The organism is Lentzea sp. NPDC037011 (genome assembly GCF_055607425.1).
On sequence record NZ_JBVJRT010000003.1, the window covers coordinates 633,983 to 651,567 of the forward strand.

Below are 17,585 nucleotides of genomic sequence, written 5' to 3' on the forward strand. Positions count from 1 at the left end.
GAAACGTCAGCCATGCGCAGCCGTCGCCGCGTCTCACTGGGCGTCTCCCTGCTGGTACTGCAGGTGGTCATCGTCCTGGTGACCACGTGCGCCGCCGGCCTGCTCGCGGCCAAGCTGCAGAGCGACCGCATCCGCGACTCCTACCAGGACCGGATGCTGGCCGTCGCCGAGAGCGTCGCCCGGCTGCCGACCGTGGTCGGCGCGTTCGGCAGCCCCGATCCGGCGGCGACCATCCAGCCGCTGGCCGAGCTGATCCGCACCGCCTCCGGCGTGACGTACGTGGTGGTCACGAACGACAGGGGCGTCCGCTACGCGCACCCCGACCCGCGCCGCATCGGCGAGCGCGTCTCCACCGACCCGTCCACGGCCCTGTCGGGCAACGTCTTCGTCGGCACCGAGACCGGCACCCTGGGCACCTCGCTGCGGGCGAAGGTCCCGATCCGCTCCGAGGACGGCAGGATCATCGGCATGGCCTCGGTCGGCATCCTGGAGAGCCAGCTGTCCGCCGACCTCGCGGAGGACCTGCCCGAGCTGATCGGCTGGCTCGCACTGGCCGCCCTGGTCGGCGTGCTGGGCGCCGCCCTGGTCACCCAGCTGGTGCGCCGCCGCACGTTCCGGCTCGAACCCGCCGAGATCGCCCAGCTGCTGGAGACCCGCGACGCGATGCTGCACGGCATCCGCGAGGGCGTCGTGGCCGTCGACGAACACGGCCGCCTCGCGCTGGTCAACGACGAGGCCATGCGCCTGCTCGGCCTGGGCGCCGACCCCACCGGCCGCCCCGCCGACGAGGTGCTCGACTCCGGCGTCCTCGACCTCGCCCGCGGCGACGACGTCTCCGACCGCCTCGTCCTCGCGGGCGAACGGGTCCTGGTCGCCAACCGGATGACCGCGAAGACCGCGGGCCGTGCCGTCGGCGTGGTCCTCACCCTGCGCGACCGCACCGAGCTGCACGACGCCCTGCGCCAGCTCGACGGCCAGCGCACCGTCACCGAGGTGCTCCGCGCGCAGGCCCACGAGTTCTCCAACCACCTGCACGTCATCGGCGGCCTCGTGGAGCTCGACCGCCGCGACGACGCCGTCGCCTACATCGAACGCGTCGGCGGCGCCGGCTCGCTCACCTCCGACATCGTCACCGGCGCGGGCGCAGACCCCGCGCTGGCGGCGTTGCTGCTCGCGAAGTCCTCCACGGCCCACGAACGCGGCGTGGCCCTGCGCCTGGACGCCACCTCGTCGGTCGACGTCCGGGCTGGCGACGACGCGCTGACCGTGCTCGGCAACCTCCTCGACAACGCCGTCGACGCCGTGGACACCGGCGGCACCGTCCGGGTGCTGGTCCGGTCGTCCGACGCCGGTGTGCGGGTCGTGGTCGACGACGACGGCCCCGGCATCGCCGAACCCGACCGCAACCGCGTCTTCGACCTCGGTGTCAGCTCCAAGGCGGTGGCCGGCGCGCACGGCAGGGGCATCGGCCTCGCACTGGTCTCCCGCGTGGTCACCCGCCGCAACGGCAGGGTCGACGTCACGGACTCTTCGCTCGGCGGCGCGTCGTTCGACGTGTGGCTACCGGAAACGGGGAACAGATGACCGTCCGCACGCTCGTGGTCGACGACGACTTCGCCGTCGCCGCCATCCACCGCGAGTTCCTCACGGCCCTGCCCGAGTTCGAGGTGGTCGGCGAGGCCCACGGCGGCGGCGAGGCCCTGCGCGCGGTCGAGGCGCTGCGCCCGGACCTGGTGCTGCTCGACATCCACCTCCCCGACATCTCCGGCCTGGAGGTGCTGGCCCGCCTGCGCGCCCGCTCCGGCCCGCCGGTGGACGTCATCGCGGTGACGGCCGCCCGCGAGCTGGAGACCGTGCGCCAGGCGATGTCCCGCGGCGTCGACCACTACCTCGTGAAGCCGTTCACCCGCACGGCGTTCCTCGACCGCATGCAGCAGTACGCGGTGCGCCGCACCGAGGTGCAGCGCCTCGGCCAGTGGCTCGACCAGGACGAGGTCGACCAGCTGCTGCAACACCGCCCGCGCTCGGCCGGTGTGCCGAAGGGCCTGTCCGCACTGACCCTGAAGCTGGTCATCGCCGCGTTGCGCGACTGCGAGAGCGACCTGTCGGCGCAGGAGGTCGGCGAACGGGCCGGGTTGTCGCGGGTGAGCGCGCGGCGGTACCTGGAACACCTGGTGAGCATCGGCAAGGCCGAGGTGCAGCCGCGGTACGGAATGGCGAACCGGCCTTCGCACGGTTACCGCCTGACCTGAGGAAATTGCGGTGCCGCGGCGAAGCCGGATGATTCCGCTAATCGTGCAGCAACCGGTCGACCAGCAGCTTCACGTCGGGTTCGCCGAAACCGCGCGGGAGTTGCACGTACTGCGCCGCGGCGAGGTGCTCCAGCTCGGGCGGAAGTGTCGCGGCTGTGAGCTTCAACCGGGCGCCGAGCAGCACCGGAACCACCGGTACACCGCTCTCGTGCGCCAGGACGAGCTCTCTGCGCACCCAGTCGGCGGGGTTCTCCAGCAACGGCACGCCGTTCTCGTCGGCCTCGTTCTCCCAGCGGCGCCCGATCACCGCGAGGACCGTCTCGCAGCGGCGCACGTTGTCCTCCAGGGCGGTGGCGAAGTCCGGTGTGCCGGGCCGGATCGAGCGCACGTCCCGGAAGACCGCCTTCTCACCGAGCCGGCGGCTGAGCTCCCGGTGCAGCAGCTCCGGCGCCTCCTGGCCGTCGCCGGTGCGGTAGTTGATGAAGAACCGCGGCCAGGGCGCCGGCTCCTCCACCTGCACCCGGTAGGGGCTCAGCAGGTCGCGCAGCCAGGGGAGCTCGGCGTCGTCGTCGAGGACGTGCCGGACACCGGTCGGCACGGGCGCGGCGCAGCGGTCGTCGAAGAGCACCAGGGTGTCGCGGGGCATGTCCGCGATGGACTGCCAGAGGATGCCGTCCGCCCACGGGACCTGGTCGTGCAGCCACGTCGCCCACTCCCTGGTGAACGGGAAGTGCTCCGGAGGACCGGTGACGAGCCGGCTGTCCTGGTGCACCTCGGCGAGGTCGTGGGCGCTGTACAGCCGGACCAGGGCCAGGTCACGGGAGGTGCGCACCTCGGTCAGCACCTGACCGGCCAGCGCGGCCCGGGGCAGCACCCGTTCGGTGCCCGGCGTCAGCGCGAACTCGCGCAGGAACCGCTCCGCGACGGTCGTCTCCGGCGCGGCCGACAGGCACAGCGTGCGGTAGCCGCAGGCAGCGGTCGCGTCGAACCGGCCGCCACCGGCGAACAGGCTGGTCTGCGGCCGGTCGAACAGCAGCGGGTCGTGGGCAGCGGCGTGCACCCGGTGCAGCACCGTGCCGGCGGGAACGGTCGCGCGTGACGGCGTGCCGGTGAGGGTCGCGGGAGGCGCGTGGTGGATCACGGTTCAGCCCTCCACCACGGCCGCGGCGGCGGCCACGAGCCGGTCGTCGGGGGTGCGGCCGAGCAACCGGACCGGCCGGTCGCGCAGCCAGGCGTTCGCGCTGAACCACCAGTCGGCGGCACCCCAGGGGTCCTGCTGGGCCTGCAGCAGCAGGTTGATCCGCAGCACCACGTCGAGCGGTTCACCCGCGGCGTCGAACTGGAACGTCGGCACGGAGGCGCTGCCGTCGTCGCGGTGCAGCTTGATCACCCCCGCCACGTCCGGGTTGTGACCGCGTTCGCGCAGGTCGGCCGCCGACTCCCACTCGTTGGTCAGAATCCGCTCCCTGGCGCTGCGCGGCCGTCCGCCGAGCCTGACGTCGTCGGAGAGGTGGACCAGCGCGAGGTCGAGGTCGGCCAGCTCGGCGCTGCTCGCGTACCGGACGCCGGCGTCGGCGAAGATCCGGTCGTCGTGCGGCAGCAGGTCGCCGAGCAGCTTCGTCACCTCGTGCGCGGCCGCCGCCCGTTCCACCGGGGTGACCGCGCCGCGCATCTTGTCGACCAGTGAGCGCAACCGCGTGCGCCCGTCGTGCCCGAGCAGGTCGTTGACCCGAGCCCAGTCCTCGACGAGCGCGTAGATGAGGTGCTGCACCGCCACGCGACCACTCCGAATCCGTAGGCCGACAATTCTTGCCGTAAAAGTCGCTGCGGAAGTGGACAAAAAGAGGTCAATTCCTGTTCATCGCTCTGAATTGCCGGTCGCGCACGTATTTTTCCTGCACGGTCCGATGACAGTAGACAGCCGTGAGGTCTGATGAGCTCCTCCGTCGGGTACTACCTCTCGCCCGCTGACTTGGAGGCCCAGCGCCGGCGCCAATTGCGCGCCGACATCGCGGGCACGCTGGCGCGGCTGGCGGAAATGCGCGCACACGCCCGTGCGGTCGGGGTGAAGGTCCCGGCCGTCGCCGGCGAGCACCGGGCGGACGGCGTCACCGACCTCACCGAGCTCGAAGAGCTGCGGGCGCGGGCCTCCGCCGCGGTGGCCGACGCGACCGAGGCGGTCGACGCGGGGTGGTCGCAGCGGTGGCGCGCGACCATCGGCAAGGCCACCGGCGGGACCGCCGCGACCACCGCGTCGGCCGCCCAGGAGCTGGCTGCCCGCCGGGTACCGGCCCAGCACACGCCGGCCCGGCGGGAGGGCGACGCGGTGGCCGCCGCGCTGGCCGACGCCGAGACGCTGCTGGCGGGCAACGGCCACCGCTGCGACGCGGACGGCCTCGCGGCGGCGCAGGCCGTGTACGAGGAGATGAAGGCGGTGACGTCGCTGCAGCGGGCCAGGACGTACTCGCTGGAGGTCGCCGTGCTCGTCCGCGAGTCGATCGAGCGCCGCAAGCGGCTGGTGGCGCAGGAGGAACAGCGCGCCAGGCTGCGCCAGCTGCTCGCCGACGTGCTGGAGGAGGAGCAGCCGGCGCTGCTGGCGCTCGTGGCCGGTGCGGCCGATCCGGACGAGGCCGAGGACGCCGTGCACCGCGCCGTCGAACGCGCCGACCTCGCCCGGCACCGCAGGCGGGTCGCCGCCGCGGCGGCGGAGGCGCTGAGCGAGCTCGACTGCGTCGTGGGGGAGGAGTTCGAGTCGCTGCTGGTCGAGGAGACGCAGGCCGTGGTCGCCTTCGACGGCGCACAGCGGGGGTACGGGCTGCTGGTGCGCCTGCCGGGCGACGGGACCGCCCTGCTCACCGCCGTGGTCCGCGCCGCAGACCAGGACGCGGAGGGCGAGCACGCGAAGGCCGTGCAGTCGCACTACTGCGACGAGACGCTGCCCCAGCTCGACTCCGCGCTGCGCGAGCGCGGCGTCGAGCTCGACCCGGCACCGTTCCTGCGGCTCGAGCCGGGCCGTCCGGTGCCGGCGGCACCGGCCCCGTTGCCGCCGTCGCGGCGCAAGACCAGACCCGCCGTCCGCCGCCGGGCGACCGAGGTGCCGGGGGTGAGGCAGCGTGAGCGCTGAGGAGCCTGCGTGGGTCCGCGAGCTCGACCTCTCCCTCGTCACCCACCCGCAGCTGCTGTTCGTGGGCAACGTCCGCGACCGCTACTTCCTGCCCGCGGGCGCGGGGAGCGACGTGCTGGTGCCGCTGGGACTGCCGCAGGTGGTCGAACGCGCGTGCCGGGCCCGCGGGTTCGGGGCGCTGGCGGTGCTCGACATCGCCCGCGACCGCCTCGAGGTGTGGCCGTTGAGCGAGGACGGCTCGGCGATACCGCAGGCGTTGCGGGAGTTCGTCGCCGACGACGCGTTGTCGAGGCCGGAGCGCGACGACGGCAGCGCGCCCGACGACCTGGTGCTGCGCAGGGCCCGCCGGGCGCTGCGGGAGATCGTGATGTCGCGCGGTGCCCCCATCGGCCTGCTGATCCCGTTCGCGGCACGGCTGGGCTCGCCGCGCTCGGAGCTCACCGGTGAGGGCAAGCTGCTGATGGCGACGGCGGAGGTGCTCGGCCACGAAGCCCGCCCGGTGCCCGGAACGGCGCCGGTGATGCCGTTCAACACGGTGTTCTGGGTGGTGGAGAAGCAGGAGCAGCTGCCGGTCGAGTTCGCGATGTCCCCGCGCACGGTCAAGGTGATCACCGTGCCGCCCGCGTCCGCCGACCAGCGGCTCGCCGCCGCCCGCCACGCCGTGCGGGTGGTCATCAGCAAACGCCCCGACGCCGCCATCGATGACAACGCCCGCGAGGCCGCGGCGCAGAACCTCGTCTCGGTCACGCACGGGATGAGCAACGGCGAGGTGCTCGCCGTCGGCAGCGTGGCGGTCGACCGGGCCATCCCGGTGAACCGCCTCGACGAGGCGGCCCGGCTGTACCGCGTCGGCGTGCGCGACAACCCGTGGGCGGTCGCGTCCCTGCGGGACACGATCGCGTCGGCGGGTCCGGCGTCGATCGGGGTGTTCGGGCAGGACCACGCCGTGCGCAAGGCGGTGGAGATCTTCATGCGGTCGGCCGCCGGGCTGACCGGCGCGCAGTCGTCGAGCTCCCCGAACCGCCCGCGGGGCGTGCTGTTCCTGGCAGGGCCGACGGGCGTGGGCAAGACCGAGCTGGCCAAGGGCATCGCCCGGATGATCTTCGGGCGGGACGCGGAGCCGATCCGGTTCGACATGAGCGAGTTCGCCCAGGAGCACGCGCGGGAACGGCTCATCGGCGCGCCACCGGGCTACGTCGGCTTCGACGCCGGCGGTGAGCTGACCAACGCGGTGCGGTCCAACCCGATGAGCGTGCTGCTGTTCGACGAGATCGACAAGGCACACCGGCTGGTGTTCGACTTCTTCCTGCAGGTGCTGGAGGACGGCCGGCTCACCGACGGCCGCGGCTCGACCGTCTACTTCACCGAGTGCGTGCTGATCTTCACCTCGAACCTCGGCGTCGTCGACCCGGACGCCCCCGCCGGCACCGCACCGCGGCTCAGCTACCGCACCGACGTCGCCGAGGTGCGCAAGGTGCTGCAGCAGTCGTTCGAGCACTTCTTCGACCACCGGATCGGCCGGCCGGAGCTGCGCAACCGGCTCGGTGACGCGTTCATCGCCATGGACTTCATCCAGCCGGAGGTCGTGCCGGAGCTGCTGGACAAGGCGCTGCGGTCGGTGGCCCGCCGGATGGACGTGGTGCACCGGGTCCGGCTGGAGGTCGCGCAGGCGGCGCGCCGGACGTTGTACGACCGGGCCGTCGAGAACCTCGACCACGGCGGTCGCGGCGTGAACAACGCCGTGGAGTCGGCGCTGATCAACCCGTTGTCCGAGATGCTGCTGCGCGACCCGCCGCGCCAGGGCGAGACGTGGCGGGTCGACCAGGTCGTCGCCGAACCGGACGGCTGGCGGGCCGAGGTGACCCGGTGCTGAGCGACCGCGGGCCGAGGACGGACGGGGTGCTGAGGACCAGCAGGGTCCTCTACCCGATCACCGCGCTGGGACCGGGCCGGCGGCTCGGGATCTGGTTGCAGGGCTGCACGCTGGCCTGCCGGGGCTGCATGTCGCGGGACACCTGGGACGCCGCCGGCGGCACCGAGGTCACCGTCGACGACCTGCTGCGCACGTGGCACGGGGCGGTGCGCGCGGGTGCGGAAGGGCTGACGATCAGCGGCGGGGAGCCCCTGCAGCAGGCCGCGGCGCTGGCGGAGTTCCTCGACGCCGCCTCCGTCGCGGACCGCGATGTCCTGCTCTACACCGGCTATGAGCTCGACGAGCTGAACGGGCAGCAGGCCGACGTCCTGCACCGGGTCGACGCGGTGGTCACCGGGCGGTACTCGGCTGGCGAGCCGACCAGGTTGATCTGGCGTGGCTCGGCCAACCAGCGGCTGGTCCCGCTCACCCCGCTCGGCGAGCAGCGCTACCGGCACTTCGTCGACCTCGCACCTGTGCGGGCACCGGTGCAGGTGCGGGTGGACGACGGGGTGCTGTGGGTCGTCGGGGTACCGCCGGCCGGCACGTTGCCCAAGGTCGAGCGGAACCTGCGCGACCAGGGGATCGTCTTCGAGGAGGCCGCATGGCGACCGTGACCTACCAGTGCCCCGACGACCCGGACGGCTGCCCGCGGACCACGTCGCCCGGTTTCTGCGCCGTCCACCCCGCGGCCGAGCTGGAAGCGGTGCGCGCCACGGCGTTCGCGGACGCGCCCGCCGACCGGCCGGAGGCGGGGCGCCCGCCGGTGACGGTGGAGATGCCCCTCCCGCAGGAACAGCTGCACCTGCGCTTCCTCGACCGGGTCGTGCCCATCCCCGCGCTGGGCATGCGGCTGGGCCGGGAGTGCGGCCCGCTGGCGGACCTGCCGGGCATGGCCGAGCTGACCCAGGTCTCGCGGCAGCACGCCACGCTGTACCCGCTGAACGGCCACCTGTACGTCCGGGACGACGACTCGACGAACCACACCTACGTGGACGGCCGGATGGTGGTGACGCCGCAACGCCTGCGGGCGGGCCAGGTGCTGCGGCTGGGCCAGGACGTCGAGCTGCGGGTGGAGGCGGCCGGGTTCGACGAGTTCGGGTTGCCGCTGTGACGCGGGTCCACGTCGCGGCGGTGACGTGCAGGGGGCTGGTCCGCGAGCACAACGAGGACAGGATGGGCGTCCTCGGCTGGCTGGCGCCGGTGGAGATGCCCGCACCGGTCGTGCTGGCGTGCAAGGACCCCGCGGCGGCACTGGTCGTGGTGGCCGACGGGCTCGGCGGGCACCGGGCGGGCGAGGTCGCGAGCCGGCACGTCGTCACCCGGCTGACGACTGCGCTGCCCGAGCCGGCGGACGGCGAGTCGCTCGCCCGTGCGTTCGTGGACGCCCACGAGGAGCTGCTGGAGCTCGGACGGCGGAACCCGGAGCTGGAGGGGACCGCGACGACCGCGACCGCGCTGCTCGTGCGCCCCGACCGGAGCTACCTGTGCCACGTGGGCGACAGCCGCGCCTACTACGCCGAACCAGGGCTGGTCATGCCGCTGACCGTCGACGACGTCGACGAGGACGCCGCGGGCGCGCTGACCCAGGTGCTCGGCGGGGTGCAGGGCCGCCGTGTCGATCCGCACGTGCGGGTGGTCGAACCGGCTGCGCGGCAACGGTTCCTGCTGTGCACCGACGGCCTGCACTCCTATGTGGACGAGGACGTGCTGAAGGACGCCGTGGTGCTGGACTCGGTGCACGACGCCGCCGAGGCCCTGCTCGCCGCGGCGATAGCGGCCGGTGCGCCCGACAACGTGTCGTTGTGCGTCGTGGACGTGTGGCGCGAGGGAGAGAACGATGACTGAACCCGTGCGACGACCGAGCACCCCGACGGTGCAGCAGGACGCCACGCGCAAGTCGGCGCCGACGGTGCAGCAGGGCGCCCGCCGCGAGTCCGTGCCGACCAGGCAGCAGGGGTCGAACCCCACCGTGCAGCAGGGCGAGGCGCCACCGCCGGCGGCGGACGACGGCGGGCCGGTGTTCCCCGACCAGCTGCGGAACCGCTTCGAGCCGCTGCGGGTGCTGGGCACCGGCACCGAGGGCGTCGTGTGGTGCTGCCGCCGCACGGCCGAGGGCGACGAGGTCGCGGTCAAGGTGCACTGGGCGGGGCACCCGATCGACGTGGACCTGTTGCGGCACCTCGACGACGAGCGCTTCCACCGGCACGTGCCGCGGTTGTTCGGCTACGACTCGTTCATCGGCCCGCACGGCCGAGTCGGCTGGGTGGCGATGGAGCTGCTGGAGGCCACGCTCGACCAGGTCGTCGCCCGCAGGCCGGCCTCCGTGCGCAAGGCGGAGGAGGTGCTGCGGGAGCTGGCCGGCGGGCTGAACTTCTGGCAGCAGGTCGTCGGCCGCAACCCCATCGACTTCAAGCCGGACAACCTGATGTACCGGGCCAACGGCGAGTTCGTCATCGCGGACTTCGGCGGTGTCACCGGGCTCACCGCGAGCAAGCAGATCGGCGGCACGATCATGGCCGCCGTCGCCTACACCCCGCCGGAGCAGCACTGGGAGGAGAAGGGCTGGCCGTGGCCGTGGTGGAGCCTCGGTGAGATCGCCTACCTGCTCGTCACCGGCCACGGCCGGTTCCAGCGGCGCACCGGCGAGATGCTGTCCGACCAGGCGATCCGGCGGATGCGCACGCTCGACGAGCTGGACCTGACCGAGATCACCGACGAGCGCTGGCGGCTGCTGGTCAGCGGCCTGCTCACGAAGGACCCGCGCGACCGGTGGGGGTGGCCGCAGGTCGAGAGCTGGCTCGGCGGCGGCAGCCCGCCCGTGGCGGCGCACGCTCCCGCGCAGGCGGCGCAGCCGGAGCACTCGCCGATCACGTTCGTCAACGGCCGGTCGTTCACCGACCCCGCCGAGCTGGCCGTGGCGATGCTCGACGACCCGCACGCCGCCGAACGCTGGCTGACCGGCACCGGCGCGGACGCGCTGAGCACGTGGATCCGCAAGGAGAAGCTGCACAACCGGTTCGACACGATGCGGCTGACCGGCCTGCACGGCAGCTCGGCACGACTGCACAGCGCCGTGCTCGCGTTCGGCCAGGCCTTCGCGCCCGACGTGACGCCCCGGTACCGCGGTCGCCCGGTCGACACCGACGGGCTCGTCGCCGCGCTCGCCCAGCCGGACGGCTTCGAGTTCGCGGGCGAGGTCGTGCAGGGCGACCTGCTCGGCACCGCCGCCGGCTACCACTGCGGCCACGGCGGCTGCGGGCCGCGGTGCGGGGTGCTCGACCAGGCGGCGGCCGAGCTGCCGGTGCTGGTGCAGAACGCCGAACAGCTCGTGCACTCGACCGGCTCCGGCGGGTTGACCGCGGGCGAACGGCAACGGCTGCACGGCATGGCGTTGCTGCTGGTGCTCAACCGGCGGCAGGCGGCGCGCGCCCTGCAGCCCCCGGTCCGGCTGCGGCTCGCCGACGTGCCGTGGTGGCGTCCGCTGGCCAAGCAGCTCGCGAACGCCGACACCCGCGAAGGCCGCGTTCTCCTGCTGGCACAGGGGGTGTTGCAGGAACGGGTGGTCCGCGAACGCCGGCCGAAGCGCGCACCGGTGTCGTTGCGGGCCGTGGGCACGACCGCCGGCACGATCGTGCTGCTGACCCTCGCCATGACCGGAGTCGCGTGGGTCGTGGTGGTGCTGCAGAACGGTGCGGTGGCGTTCGAGGGCGGACCGGACGGCGCGCGTGCGGCGGTCACCCTGGCAGCCGCAGCGCAGCTGGGCCTGCTGCCCCCGTTCGCCCTGCTCGCGACCGAGCTGGTGCTCCTGGTGCGCACCAAGGGCGCCGTGGCCGGCGGCGTGCTGCTCGCCGTCGTGCTGGCGTTCTTCGCGTCCGACCTGCCGCTCTTCACCGCGGTGACGTCACCGGACCTCGTCGCCGACCTGGTGTTCTCGCTGGCGGGCAAGTGGGCCGACGGCCTGGTCGTCGGACTCGTCGTCACGGCACTGGCCAGCCTCGGCCTGTGCCTGTGGGCGCGGTCCTGGCTGCCGCAGACCGCGCAGAGGAGCACCCGGCGCGCACTGCCGCCCACCCCTTTGCGCCGCGTCGCCGTGTTCGGCCTGGCCTGGGCCGCGCTGGGACTCGTGTACTGGGCCGCGACGGTGCTGCGGCTGACGGTCCACTCCGAGGACCTGTTCGTCACGGCACCGGAGTTCGGTCTGCGGGCGGCCGCGCTGCTGAGCGGCTACCTCCTGCTCCTCGGCGTCGTCGCGGCCATCGCGGCGATGTGGCGGGCGAACACCTTCGGCGTCGTCACGATCGGGATGCTCGCGGTCCTCGTGGCGGGCGGCTTCGCCCAGGTCGTGCCGCAGACGAAGGCGCTGTGGCTGCCGTTCCTGCAGGACCCGCTGCTCTGGGCAGCCGGTCTCTGGGGCGCCGCCGCGTTCTGGGCCGCCCTGCTCGTGCACGTGCCGCTCGCCGTGGTGTGCCTGCGCACGATGCGCCGTCTCGTTGACGCCTGATGGAGGGTGAGTTCCGCGACCGCCTGGAGGCGGCCGAGGTCCTGCTGGCCCAGTTCGAGGCCGGCCTGGACGACGCGGCGCCGGTCGACGTGGCCGTGGTCGAGGACATCCGCTACTACCTCGACTGGGTGCTCGCGGTCGCGGACCGGTCGTCGTTCGACTGGGTGTGGGCGCAGTACCTGAGCGCGGCGTGGTTCCGCTGCCAGGGCAGGGCGCTCGCCGACCCGTCGCGGCTGGACGAGGCGATCGAGGCGATGCGGATCGTCGTCGACCGGCTCGACGCCACACCCGGCTTCCGCATCGAGCTGGTCGACCTCATCCAGCTGCGGTACGCCTCGACCGACGTCGGTGACCGGGAGCTGCTCGAAGCCTCCGTCCACGAGCTCCGCCTGCTGGTCGCCATGGAGCTCGACGAGGAGGACCGCGCCCTGGCCGAGGCGGTCATGGGGATGTCCCTGCGGGAGCAGTTCCGCCGAGCTCGCGCCGATGCCGAGGAACCGCCGCCGGAACTGCTCGACGAGGCCCAGCGCTACCTCGACAACAGCCTCGACCTGCCCGGCATGGACGACGGCCTGCGCGTCGAGACGATGCTGGAACTGGCCCGCCTGCGGTCGTTCCGGTCGGTCATGGGCGGCACGCCCTACGTGCTGGACGCCGCCGCCGAGGAGGAAGAGGCGATCCCGCTCTACGAGCAGGTGGCGCCGAACGACCCGAACGCGGCGTTCGAGCTCGCGGAGATGATGATCTCCCGGTTCGCTGCCTCCGGTGACCTGCGGGAACGCAACGGCGCCCTGCGCTGGCTGACCAGGATCGAAGGCGACCCGCGGCTGGAGCGGGACCCGGCGGAGGTCGCGGCGCTGCGCGGAGACCTGCTGCTCGACCGGGCCAGGAAGGCGCGCGACGAGCTGCCGGCGCTGATCGGCTACCTGACCGGGGCCGTCGCCGCCGCGCCGGGGAACGCACAGCTGGCCTCCGAGCTGCTGGAGGCCTACTACCTGCACGACGACGTCGACGGCATGCTCCGCGCCGTCGAGCAGCTGGCCGCCGCCGGCGAGGACGCGCCGGACCCCGTGCTGCTGCTGCCGTACCGGGCGCTCGCCCTCGCGACCAGGGCCATGCGCGGGCGGGACGACCTGGTGGAGGCCGAGCGCGTGCTCAGGGCCGCTGCCGGCGAACCCACCGTCTCCGGCTGGACGAAGCACCTGGTCATCGGGCTCCTCGCGGTGGTCGAGGTGGTCCGTGCGAACCCCGGTGCGGTGCTGGGCGACATCGCCGACATCGGGATGTCCGACGGGTTCGGCCAGGACGCGGCGACAGCGCTGCTGACGTGGCTCGTCGAGCACGGGACGGGCGGTGTGGACCAGCGGTGCGCGATCGCGTTGCTGCGGAGGCTGCTCGCGCAGGGGCCGAGCGAGCAGCTGACGGCGTTGACCGAGCTGGACGCCGTGCGCCGGGAGCTGGACCGCACGGACGACGTGGCGGTGGTGCTGCTGTTCCAGCAGGCGGTGGCGGCGTGCAACCTGGCCCTGGACTCCAACGACCAGCGGCGGGTGGAGGCCGCGGTCGGGCTCCTGGACGAGTTCTTCGCGGTCGCGGGGGAGCCGCACCCGCTGCGGTCGACCGCGCTCGGGCTGTACGGCACGACGCTGTCGCACGCCCACCTGGTCGGCTGTGAGGCGACACCGAGCCGTCACGCCGTCGCCGCTCTGACCGCGGCCGTGGCGGACGAGGACCAGGACCCGGACATCAGGGCCAGGTTCCTGGTGATGCTGTCCCAGGCCGAGATCCTGCAGAGCACGCAGGAGCGGGTGGACCTCTACGAGTCCGCCGCCGGGCACTGCCGGCAGGCCATGAACCTGGTCGAACCGGGCACCGAGGAGCACGACCTGGCCTGGCAGGCGTTCGCCGCCGTGCTGCTGACCCGGTTCCAGCAGACCGGGGACCTGCGCGACCGGCAGGCCGGGCTGAGCCACCTGGAGGCGCTGCGTGCCGCACGCGTCGCGAGGGGCGCTGGCGTGTCCGAGATCGACGACATGCGAGACCGGATGAACGTCCTGACCGGCGGAACCGACGGGACCGACGACCTCGCCGCCATCCGGGCGCAGCTCGACCGGCTCGCCCGAGCTGACGAGCACGTGGACGCGGTGGCGCTGGCGGGGGAGAGAGCCGTGCTCGCCCAGCGGCTGCTCAACCTCGGCGCGGGGAAGATCGACCAGGCCGTGCTGGACGAGGCCCTGCAGTTGCTCGTCGACGCGGTGGAGGGGATCGACCGCAGCTCGGCCATGTTCGCCCCGCTCGCCCTGACCTCCGCGCACGGGCGCATGGGGGTGGCACTGCTGCGCCGCGACTGGGCCCTGTTCGACGCCGCCATCGCCGAGCTCGAGGCGCTCAGGGACGACGCGGACGTCCTCGACGTCCACCGCGCCGCCGCCGTGTTCGGCCTGGCGATGTTCTGGCACGGCCGCCACCTGACGACGAGGACCAGCGCGGACCTCGACGAGGCGCTGCGCCGTTACGCGCACGTGGAGCTCGCCCCGATCGGTGGCAGGGACGTCACCGGGGTGCTCGACGGTTTCGCGGACAGCTGCTGGAAGCTCGCCCTGCTGGGCTACGGGGACGACGCCATCGCGATCGGGTTCGACTCCCTGCGGCGGCGGGCGAGCGACGTCCTGCTGCAGAGCGACAGCGGGCACGCCGTGGAACGCGCAGCGGACGCCGCCGCCCGTGCCCGGCGGGTCGCGTTGCGCTGTGCGGACTCCGGCGACTGGGAGCGGGCCGTCGAAGCGGTCGAGTGGGGTCGCGGTCTGGTGCTGCACAGCACGACGGCGTTCTCCGGCATCGGCCCCCGGCTGCGCGCGCTCGGGCACGACGACCTCGCCGCGGACCTCGCCAAGCCGCAGCCGCCGGTGCCGATCGCGTCGATGGAGCTGCAGCCCAGCGACCTGCGCAGGCGTGCGGTGGCGGCGCTGGGCGGCGAGCTGGAGCTGCTCCGGCCGCCGCCGGTGGCCGACGTCGCGAAGGCGTTGCGGGCGCTGGAGGCCGACGTGCTCGTGCACCTCGTGCCGGGACTGGACAAGCACGACGGACGTGCCCTGGTGACGACGTCGGAGGGCGTCGTGCGGGAGGTGCTGCTGCCGCTGCTGCGCGCCGAGGAGGACGGCGAGGTGGGGCGCTATCTCGCGATGGACGACCAGGCGCGGCGGGCGGCACTGCCGTCGTTGTGCGCGTGGGCCTGGCGTGCGGTCGTCGAGCCGCTGCTGCGGGAGATCGGCTGGCACCAGCCCTGGATCGTGCTCGTGCCGACGGGCGTGCTCGGCGTCGTCCCGTGGCACGCGGCAGCGGGATCAGGCCGGACCGCGGTCCGGGAGGCCGGCTTCACCTACGCCACCTCGGCGCGGCAGCTGTGCGACCTGGCGGCACGGCGGCGCCTGCCGTTCGACGCGGACCCGGTGGTCGTGAGCAACCCGGACGGCACGCTGGTCGCGGGCCAGTACGAGGCCCAGTTCCTGCACCGGCTGCACCCCGGAGGCCGGTTCTACGGCCAGCCGGGACCGGGCGTGCCGGTGAGCGGTCCGGGAACGCCCGACGAGGTGCTCGCGGCCTGGGACGGCGGCGTGTCGTTGCTGCACCTGGGCTGCCACGCCCGCGCAGGGGCGACTCCCGCCCGGTCCGCGCTCGTGCTCGCCCGCGCCGAGCTGTCGGTCGAACGCGTGCTGCGGCACGCGGCCGGCCGTGACGACGACCGCGCGGGCGGACTGGTGGTGCTGGCGGCGTGCGAGAGCGACCTGACCGCGGGCCTGCACGACGAGGCGCTGACCCTGGCAGCCGCGTACGTGGCGATCGGCGCGGCCGGCGTGGTCGGTACGAGGTGGAAGGTCGACGACATCGAGTCCGCGCTGCTCATGTGCGTGTTTTACGACTTCCTCCGATCGGGCGCCCGCCCGCGGGACGCGCTCAGGTCGGCCCAGCTCTGGGCGTTGGACGAGGACCGGGAGGCGCCGGAGGGGGTCGACACCCTGCTGCGCGGGCGGGCCCGTGACCGCGCGCTCGCCGACCCGGTCAAGTGGGCCGCGTTCGCTCACCACGGCTGGTGAACCAGCTGTGACATGGATCACTTTGTTTCGTGCTTTGTGTGACTTGGGGTGAGATGCGCCGGTCTCCGTTTCCGAACGGGTGGCGTCGGCGAAGTGAGGGTGTTGGTCGTGACGGTGCGGGAGTGGCTGGGGCAGGTGTCCCCGGAACTGGTGGTGGCTGCGCGGGAGGGGGACCGCGCGGCGCTGGACGCGGTGGTCGAGGCCTACCTGCCGCTGGTCTACAACATCGCTGGTCGCGCGCTGTCCTCGGACGCCGACGTCGACGACGTGGTGCAGGAGACGATGGTGCGGGTCATTCGCGGCATCGGCGGCCTGCGTGAGCCGGAGCGGCTGCGGTCGTGGCTGGTGGCGGTGACGGTCAACCAGCTCCGCGAGCACTACCGGCGCCGGGAGACGGCACCCGCGCCGCTGGAGGAGTACGACCGGGCGGACCCGGAGGCGGAGTTCGTCGAGGTGGCGTTGTCCCGGCTGCACCTGCTGGAGCAGCGGCGGGAGGTCGACGAGGCGGCGCGGTGGCTGGACCCGGCCGACCGCGAGCTGCTGGCGGTGTGGGCGCTGGAGCGGTCGGGGCAGCTCAGCCGCGCCGAGGTCGCCGACGCGCTGGACCTCAACGCGCACGCCGTGACGGTGCGGGTGAGCCGGTTGAAGGGCCGGCTGGAGACGATCCGGCTGCTGGTGCGGGCGGTGCAGCACGACCCGCGCTGCGCGGGCCTCGCGCGGGCGGCCGAGGAGTGGAACGGGCAGCCGAACCCGTTGTGGCGCAAGAGGTTGCTGCGGCACGTCGACGAGTGCGGCCGGTGCCGGCGCGGAGTCGCAGACGCCATGCCGGTCGAGCGGATCCTGACGGGCGCGGCCCTGCTGGTGGTTCCGGCGGGCTATCTGCCGCTGCTGCTGGACAACCTCAGCCGACCGGCCGTCGAGCCCGCGGCGCACCTGCTGGAGATGACCGTGCTGCAACGGATCGGTGGTTTCCTCTCGGCCAAGCCCGCCCTCACCGTCGCGGCCGCCGTCGTGGTCTGCGCCGCGGCCGGCGTCACGGGCGCCTGGGTCTTCACACCCGGCAACCCACCCGCGCCACCGGCGGCACAGGCGCCGGCCGCGCTGACGCCCGCGGTGACGACGTCCGAGGTCTCTCCCGGCACTTCCGCGGCTCCCAGCACCTCTGCGGCTCCCAGCGGCTCCGCCACGCCGACCAGCTCCGCCCCGACCACGACGTCCGCCGCCCCACCTCCGCCACCCCCGCCTCCCGCAACCCCGGCCGAACGCGTGCTCGCCCACCTCAACGCCGCACGGGCGGAGGAAGGCCTGCCGCCGTTGACCATGGACCCCGCGCTGGTCACGGCAGGCGAACGGCACAACCAGGCGATGACCGCGGGCTGCGGGCTTTCACACCGCTGCTCCGGCGAGGCCGACCTGGGCGACCGCATCACCGCGGCGGGCGCGCGGTGGAGCTCGGTCGGCGAGAACGTCGGCATGGGCGGCCCGGTCGCGAACGCCGCCGACCCGATCGCGGCCATGGCCATCAAGCTCAACCAGGGCATGATCGACGAGAAGCCGCCGAACGACGGCCACCGCAAGAACATCCTGAGCCGCTCGTTCACCCGCGTCGGCATCGTGGTCACCCGCGACGCCAAGGGGACGGTGTGGATGACCCAGGACTTCGCCGGCTGAGGTCCCGGGCCGCCGGGCTCACGTTCGC

The 17,585-nt window shown here is 73.5% G+C and carries 12 protein-coding genes; 10 read left to right on the forward strand and 2 right to left on the reverse strand.

Annotated elements, in window-relative coordinates:
* The first annotated feature begins 12 nt into the window (after positions 1 to 12).
* Together ACZ7CH_RS11400 and ACZ7CH_RS11405 are read left to right on the forward strand one after the other, a co-directional pair.
* Positions 13 to 1,584 carry a sensor histidine kinase gene (locus ACZ7CH_RS11400; RefSeq protein ID WP_360388938.1) on the forward strand — a complete coding sequence of 524 codons (1,572 nt, stop codon included), beginning with the start codon at positions 13 to 15 and terminating at the stop codon, positions 1,582 to 1,584.
* Complete coding sequence (locus ACZ7CH_RS11405; RefSeq protein ID WP_470373765.1) at positions 1,581 to 2,252, forward strand: response regulator; 672 nt, start codon at positions 1,581 to 1,583, stop codon at positions 2,250 to 2,252. The genes ACZ7CH_RS11400 and ACZ7CH_RS11405 overlap by 4 nt, the downstream gene beginning before the upstream one ends.
* Positions 2,253 to 2,289: 37 nt before the next feature.
* Here the strand turns inward: ACZ7CH_RS11405 and ACZ7CH_RS11410 are convergent, their stop codons facing one another.
* Positions 2,290 to 3,393: an RES family NAD+ phosphorylase gene (locus ACZ7CH_RS11410; RefSeq protein ID WP_470373766.1), complete on the reverse strand. Its 1,104-nt coding sequence runs from the start codon at positions 3,391 to 3,393 to the stop codon at positions 2,290 to 2,292.
* A 3-nt stretch (positions 3,394 to 3,396) separates the two neighbouring features.
* Complete coding sequence (locus ACZ7CH_RS11415; protein WP_360388930.1) at positions 3,397 to 4,029, reverse strand: hypothetical protein; 633 nt, start codon at positions 4,027 to 4,029, stop codon at positions 3,397 to 3,399.
* Positions 4,030 to 4,185: 156 nt separating this feature from the next.
* Between ACZ7CH_RS11415 and ACZ7CH_RS11420 the strand changes: the two genes are divergently transcribed.
* The 8 genes from ACZ7CH_RS11420 (at position 4,186) to ACZ7CH_RS11455 (ending at position 17,557) form a co-directional block, all read left to right on the forward strand.
* Positions 4,186 to 5,376, forward strand: a complete 1,191-nt coding sequence (locus ACZ7CH_RS11420) for a hypothetical protein (RefSeq protein WP_360388927.1) — start codon at positions 4,186 to 4,188, stop codon at positions 5,374 to 5,376.
* On the forward strand, positions 5,366 to 7,249 hold the full coding sequence (locus tag ACZ7CH_RS11425; RefSeq protein WP_470373767.1) for an AAA family ATPase: 1,884 nt from the start codon (positions 5,366 to 5,368) through the stop codon (positions 7,247 to 7,249). Before ACZ7CH_RS11420 ends, ACZ7CH_RS11425 begins: the two co-directional genes overlap by 11 nt.
* Positions 7,243 to 7,905 carry a 4Fe-4S single cluster domain-containing protein gene (locus tag ACZ7CH_RS11430; protein WP_458431948.1) on the forward strand — a complete coding sequence of 221 codons (663 nt, stop codon included), beginning with the start codon at positions 7,243 to 7,245 and terminating at the stop codon, positions 7,903 to 7,905. Before ACZ7CH_RS11425 ends, ACZ7CH_RS11430 begins: the two co-directional genes overlap by 7 nt.
* Positions 7,893 to 8,402: an FHA domain-containing protein gene (locus ACZ7CH_RS11435; RefSeq protein ID WP_360388918.1), complete on the forward strand. Its 510-nt coding sequence runs from the start codon at positions 7,893 to 7,895 to the stop codon at positions 8,400 to 8,402. Before ACZ7CH_RS11430 ends, ACZ7CH_RS11435 begins: the two co-directional genes overlap by 13 nt.
* On the forward strand, positions 8,399 to 9,136 hold the full coding sequence (locus ACZ7CH_RS11440) for a PP2C family protein-serine/threonine phosphatase (RefSeq protein WP_470373768.1): 738 nt from the start codon (positions 8,399 to 8,401) through the stop codon (positions 9,134 to 9,136). Before ACZ7CH_RS11435 ends, ACZ7CH_RS11440 begins: the two co-directional genes overlap by 4 nt.
* Positions 9,129 to 11,792, forward strand: a complete 2,664-nt coding sequence (locus ACZ7CH_RS11445; RefSeq protein ID WP_470373769.1) for a protein kinase domain-containing protein — start codon at positions 9,129 to 9,131, stop codon at positions 11,790 to 11,792. The genes ACZ7CH_RS11440 and ACZ7CH_RS11445 overlap by 8 nt, the downstream gene beginning before the upstream one ends.
* On the forward strand, positions 11,792 to 15,886 hold the full coding sequence (locus ACZ7CH_RS11450; protein WP_470373770.1) for a CHAT domain-containing protein: 4,095 nt from the start codon (positions 11,792 to 11,794) through the stop codon (positions 15,884 to 15,886). Before ACZ7CH_RS11445 ends, ACZ7CH_RS11450 begins: the two co-directional genes overlap by 1 nt.
* 108 nt (positions 15,887 to 15,994) lie before the next feature.
* Complete coding sequence (locus ACZ7CH_RS11455; protein WP_470373771.1) at positions 15,995 to 17,557, forward strand: sigma-70 family RNA polymerase sigma factor; 1,563 nt, start codon at positions 15,995 to 15,997, stop codon at positions 17,555 to 17,557.
* The last annotated feature ends 28 nt before the right edge of the window (positions 17,558 to 17,585 follow it).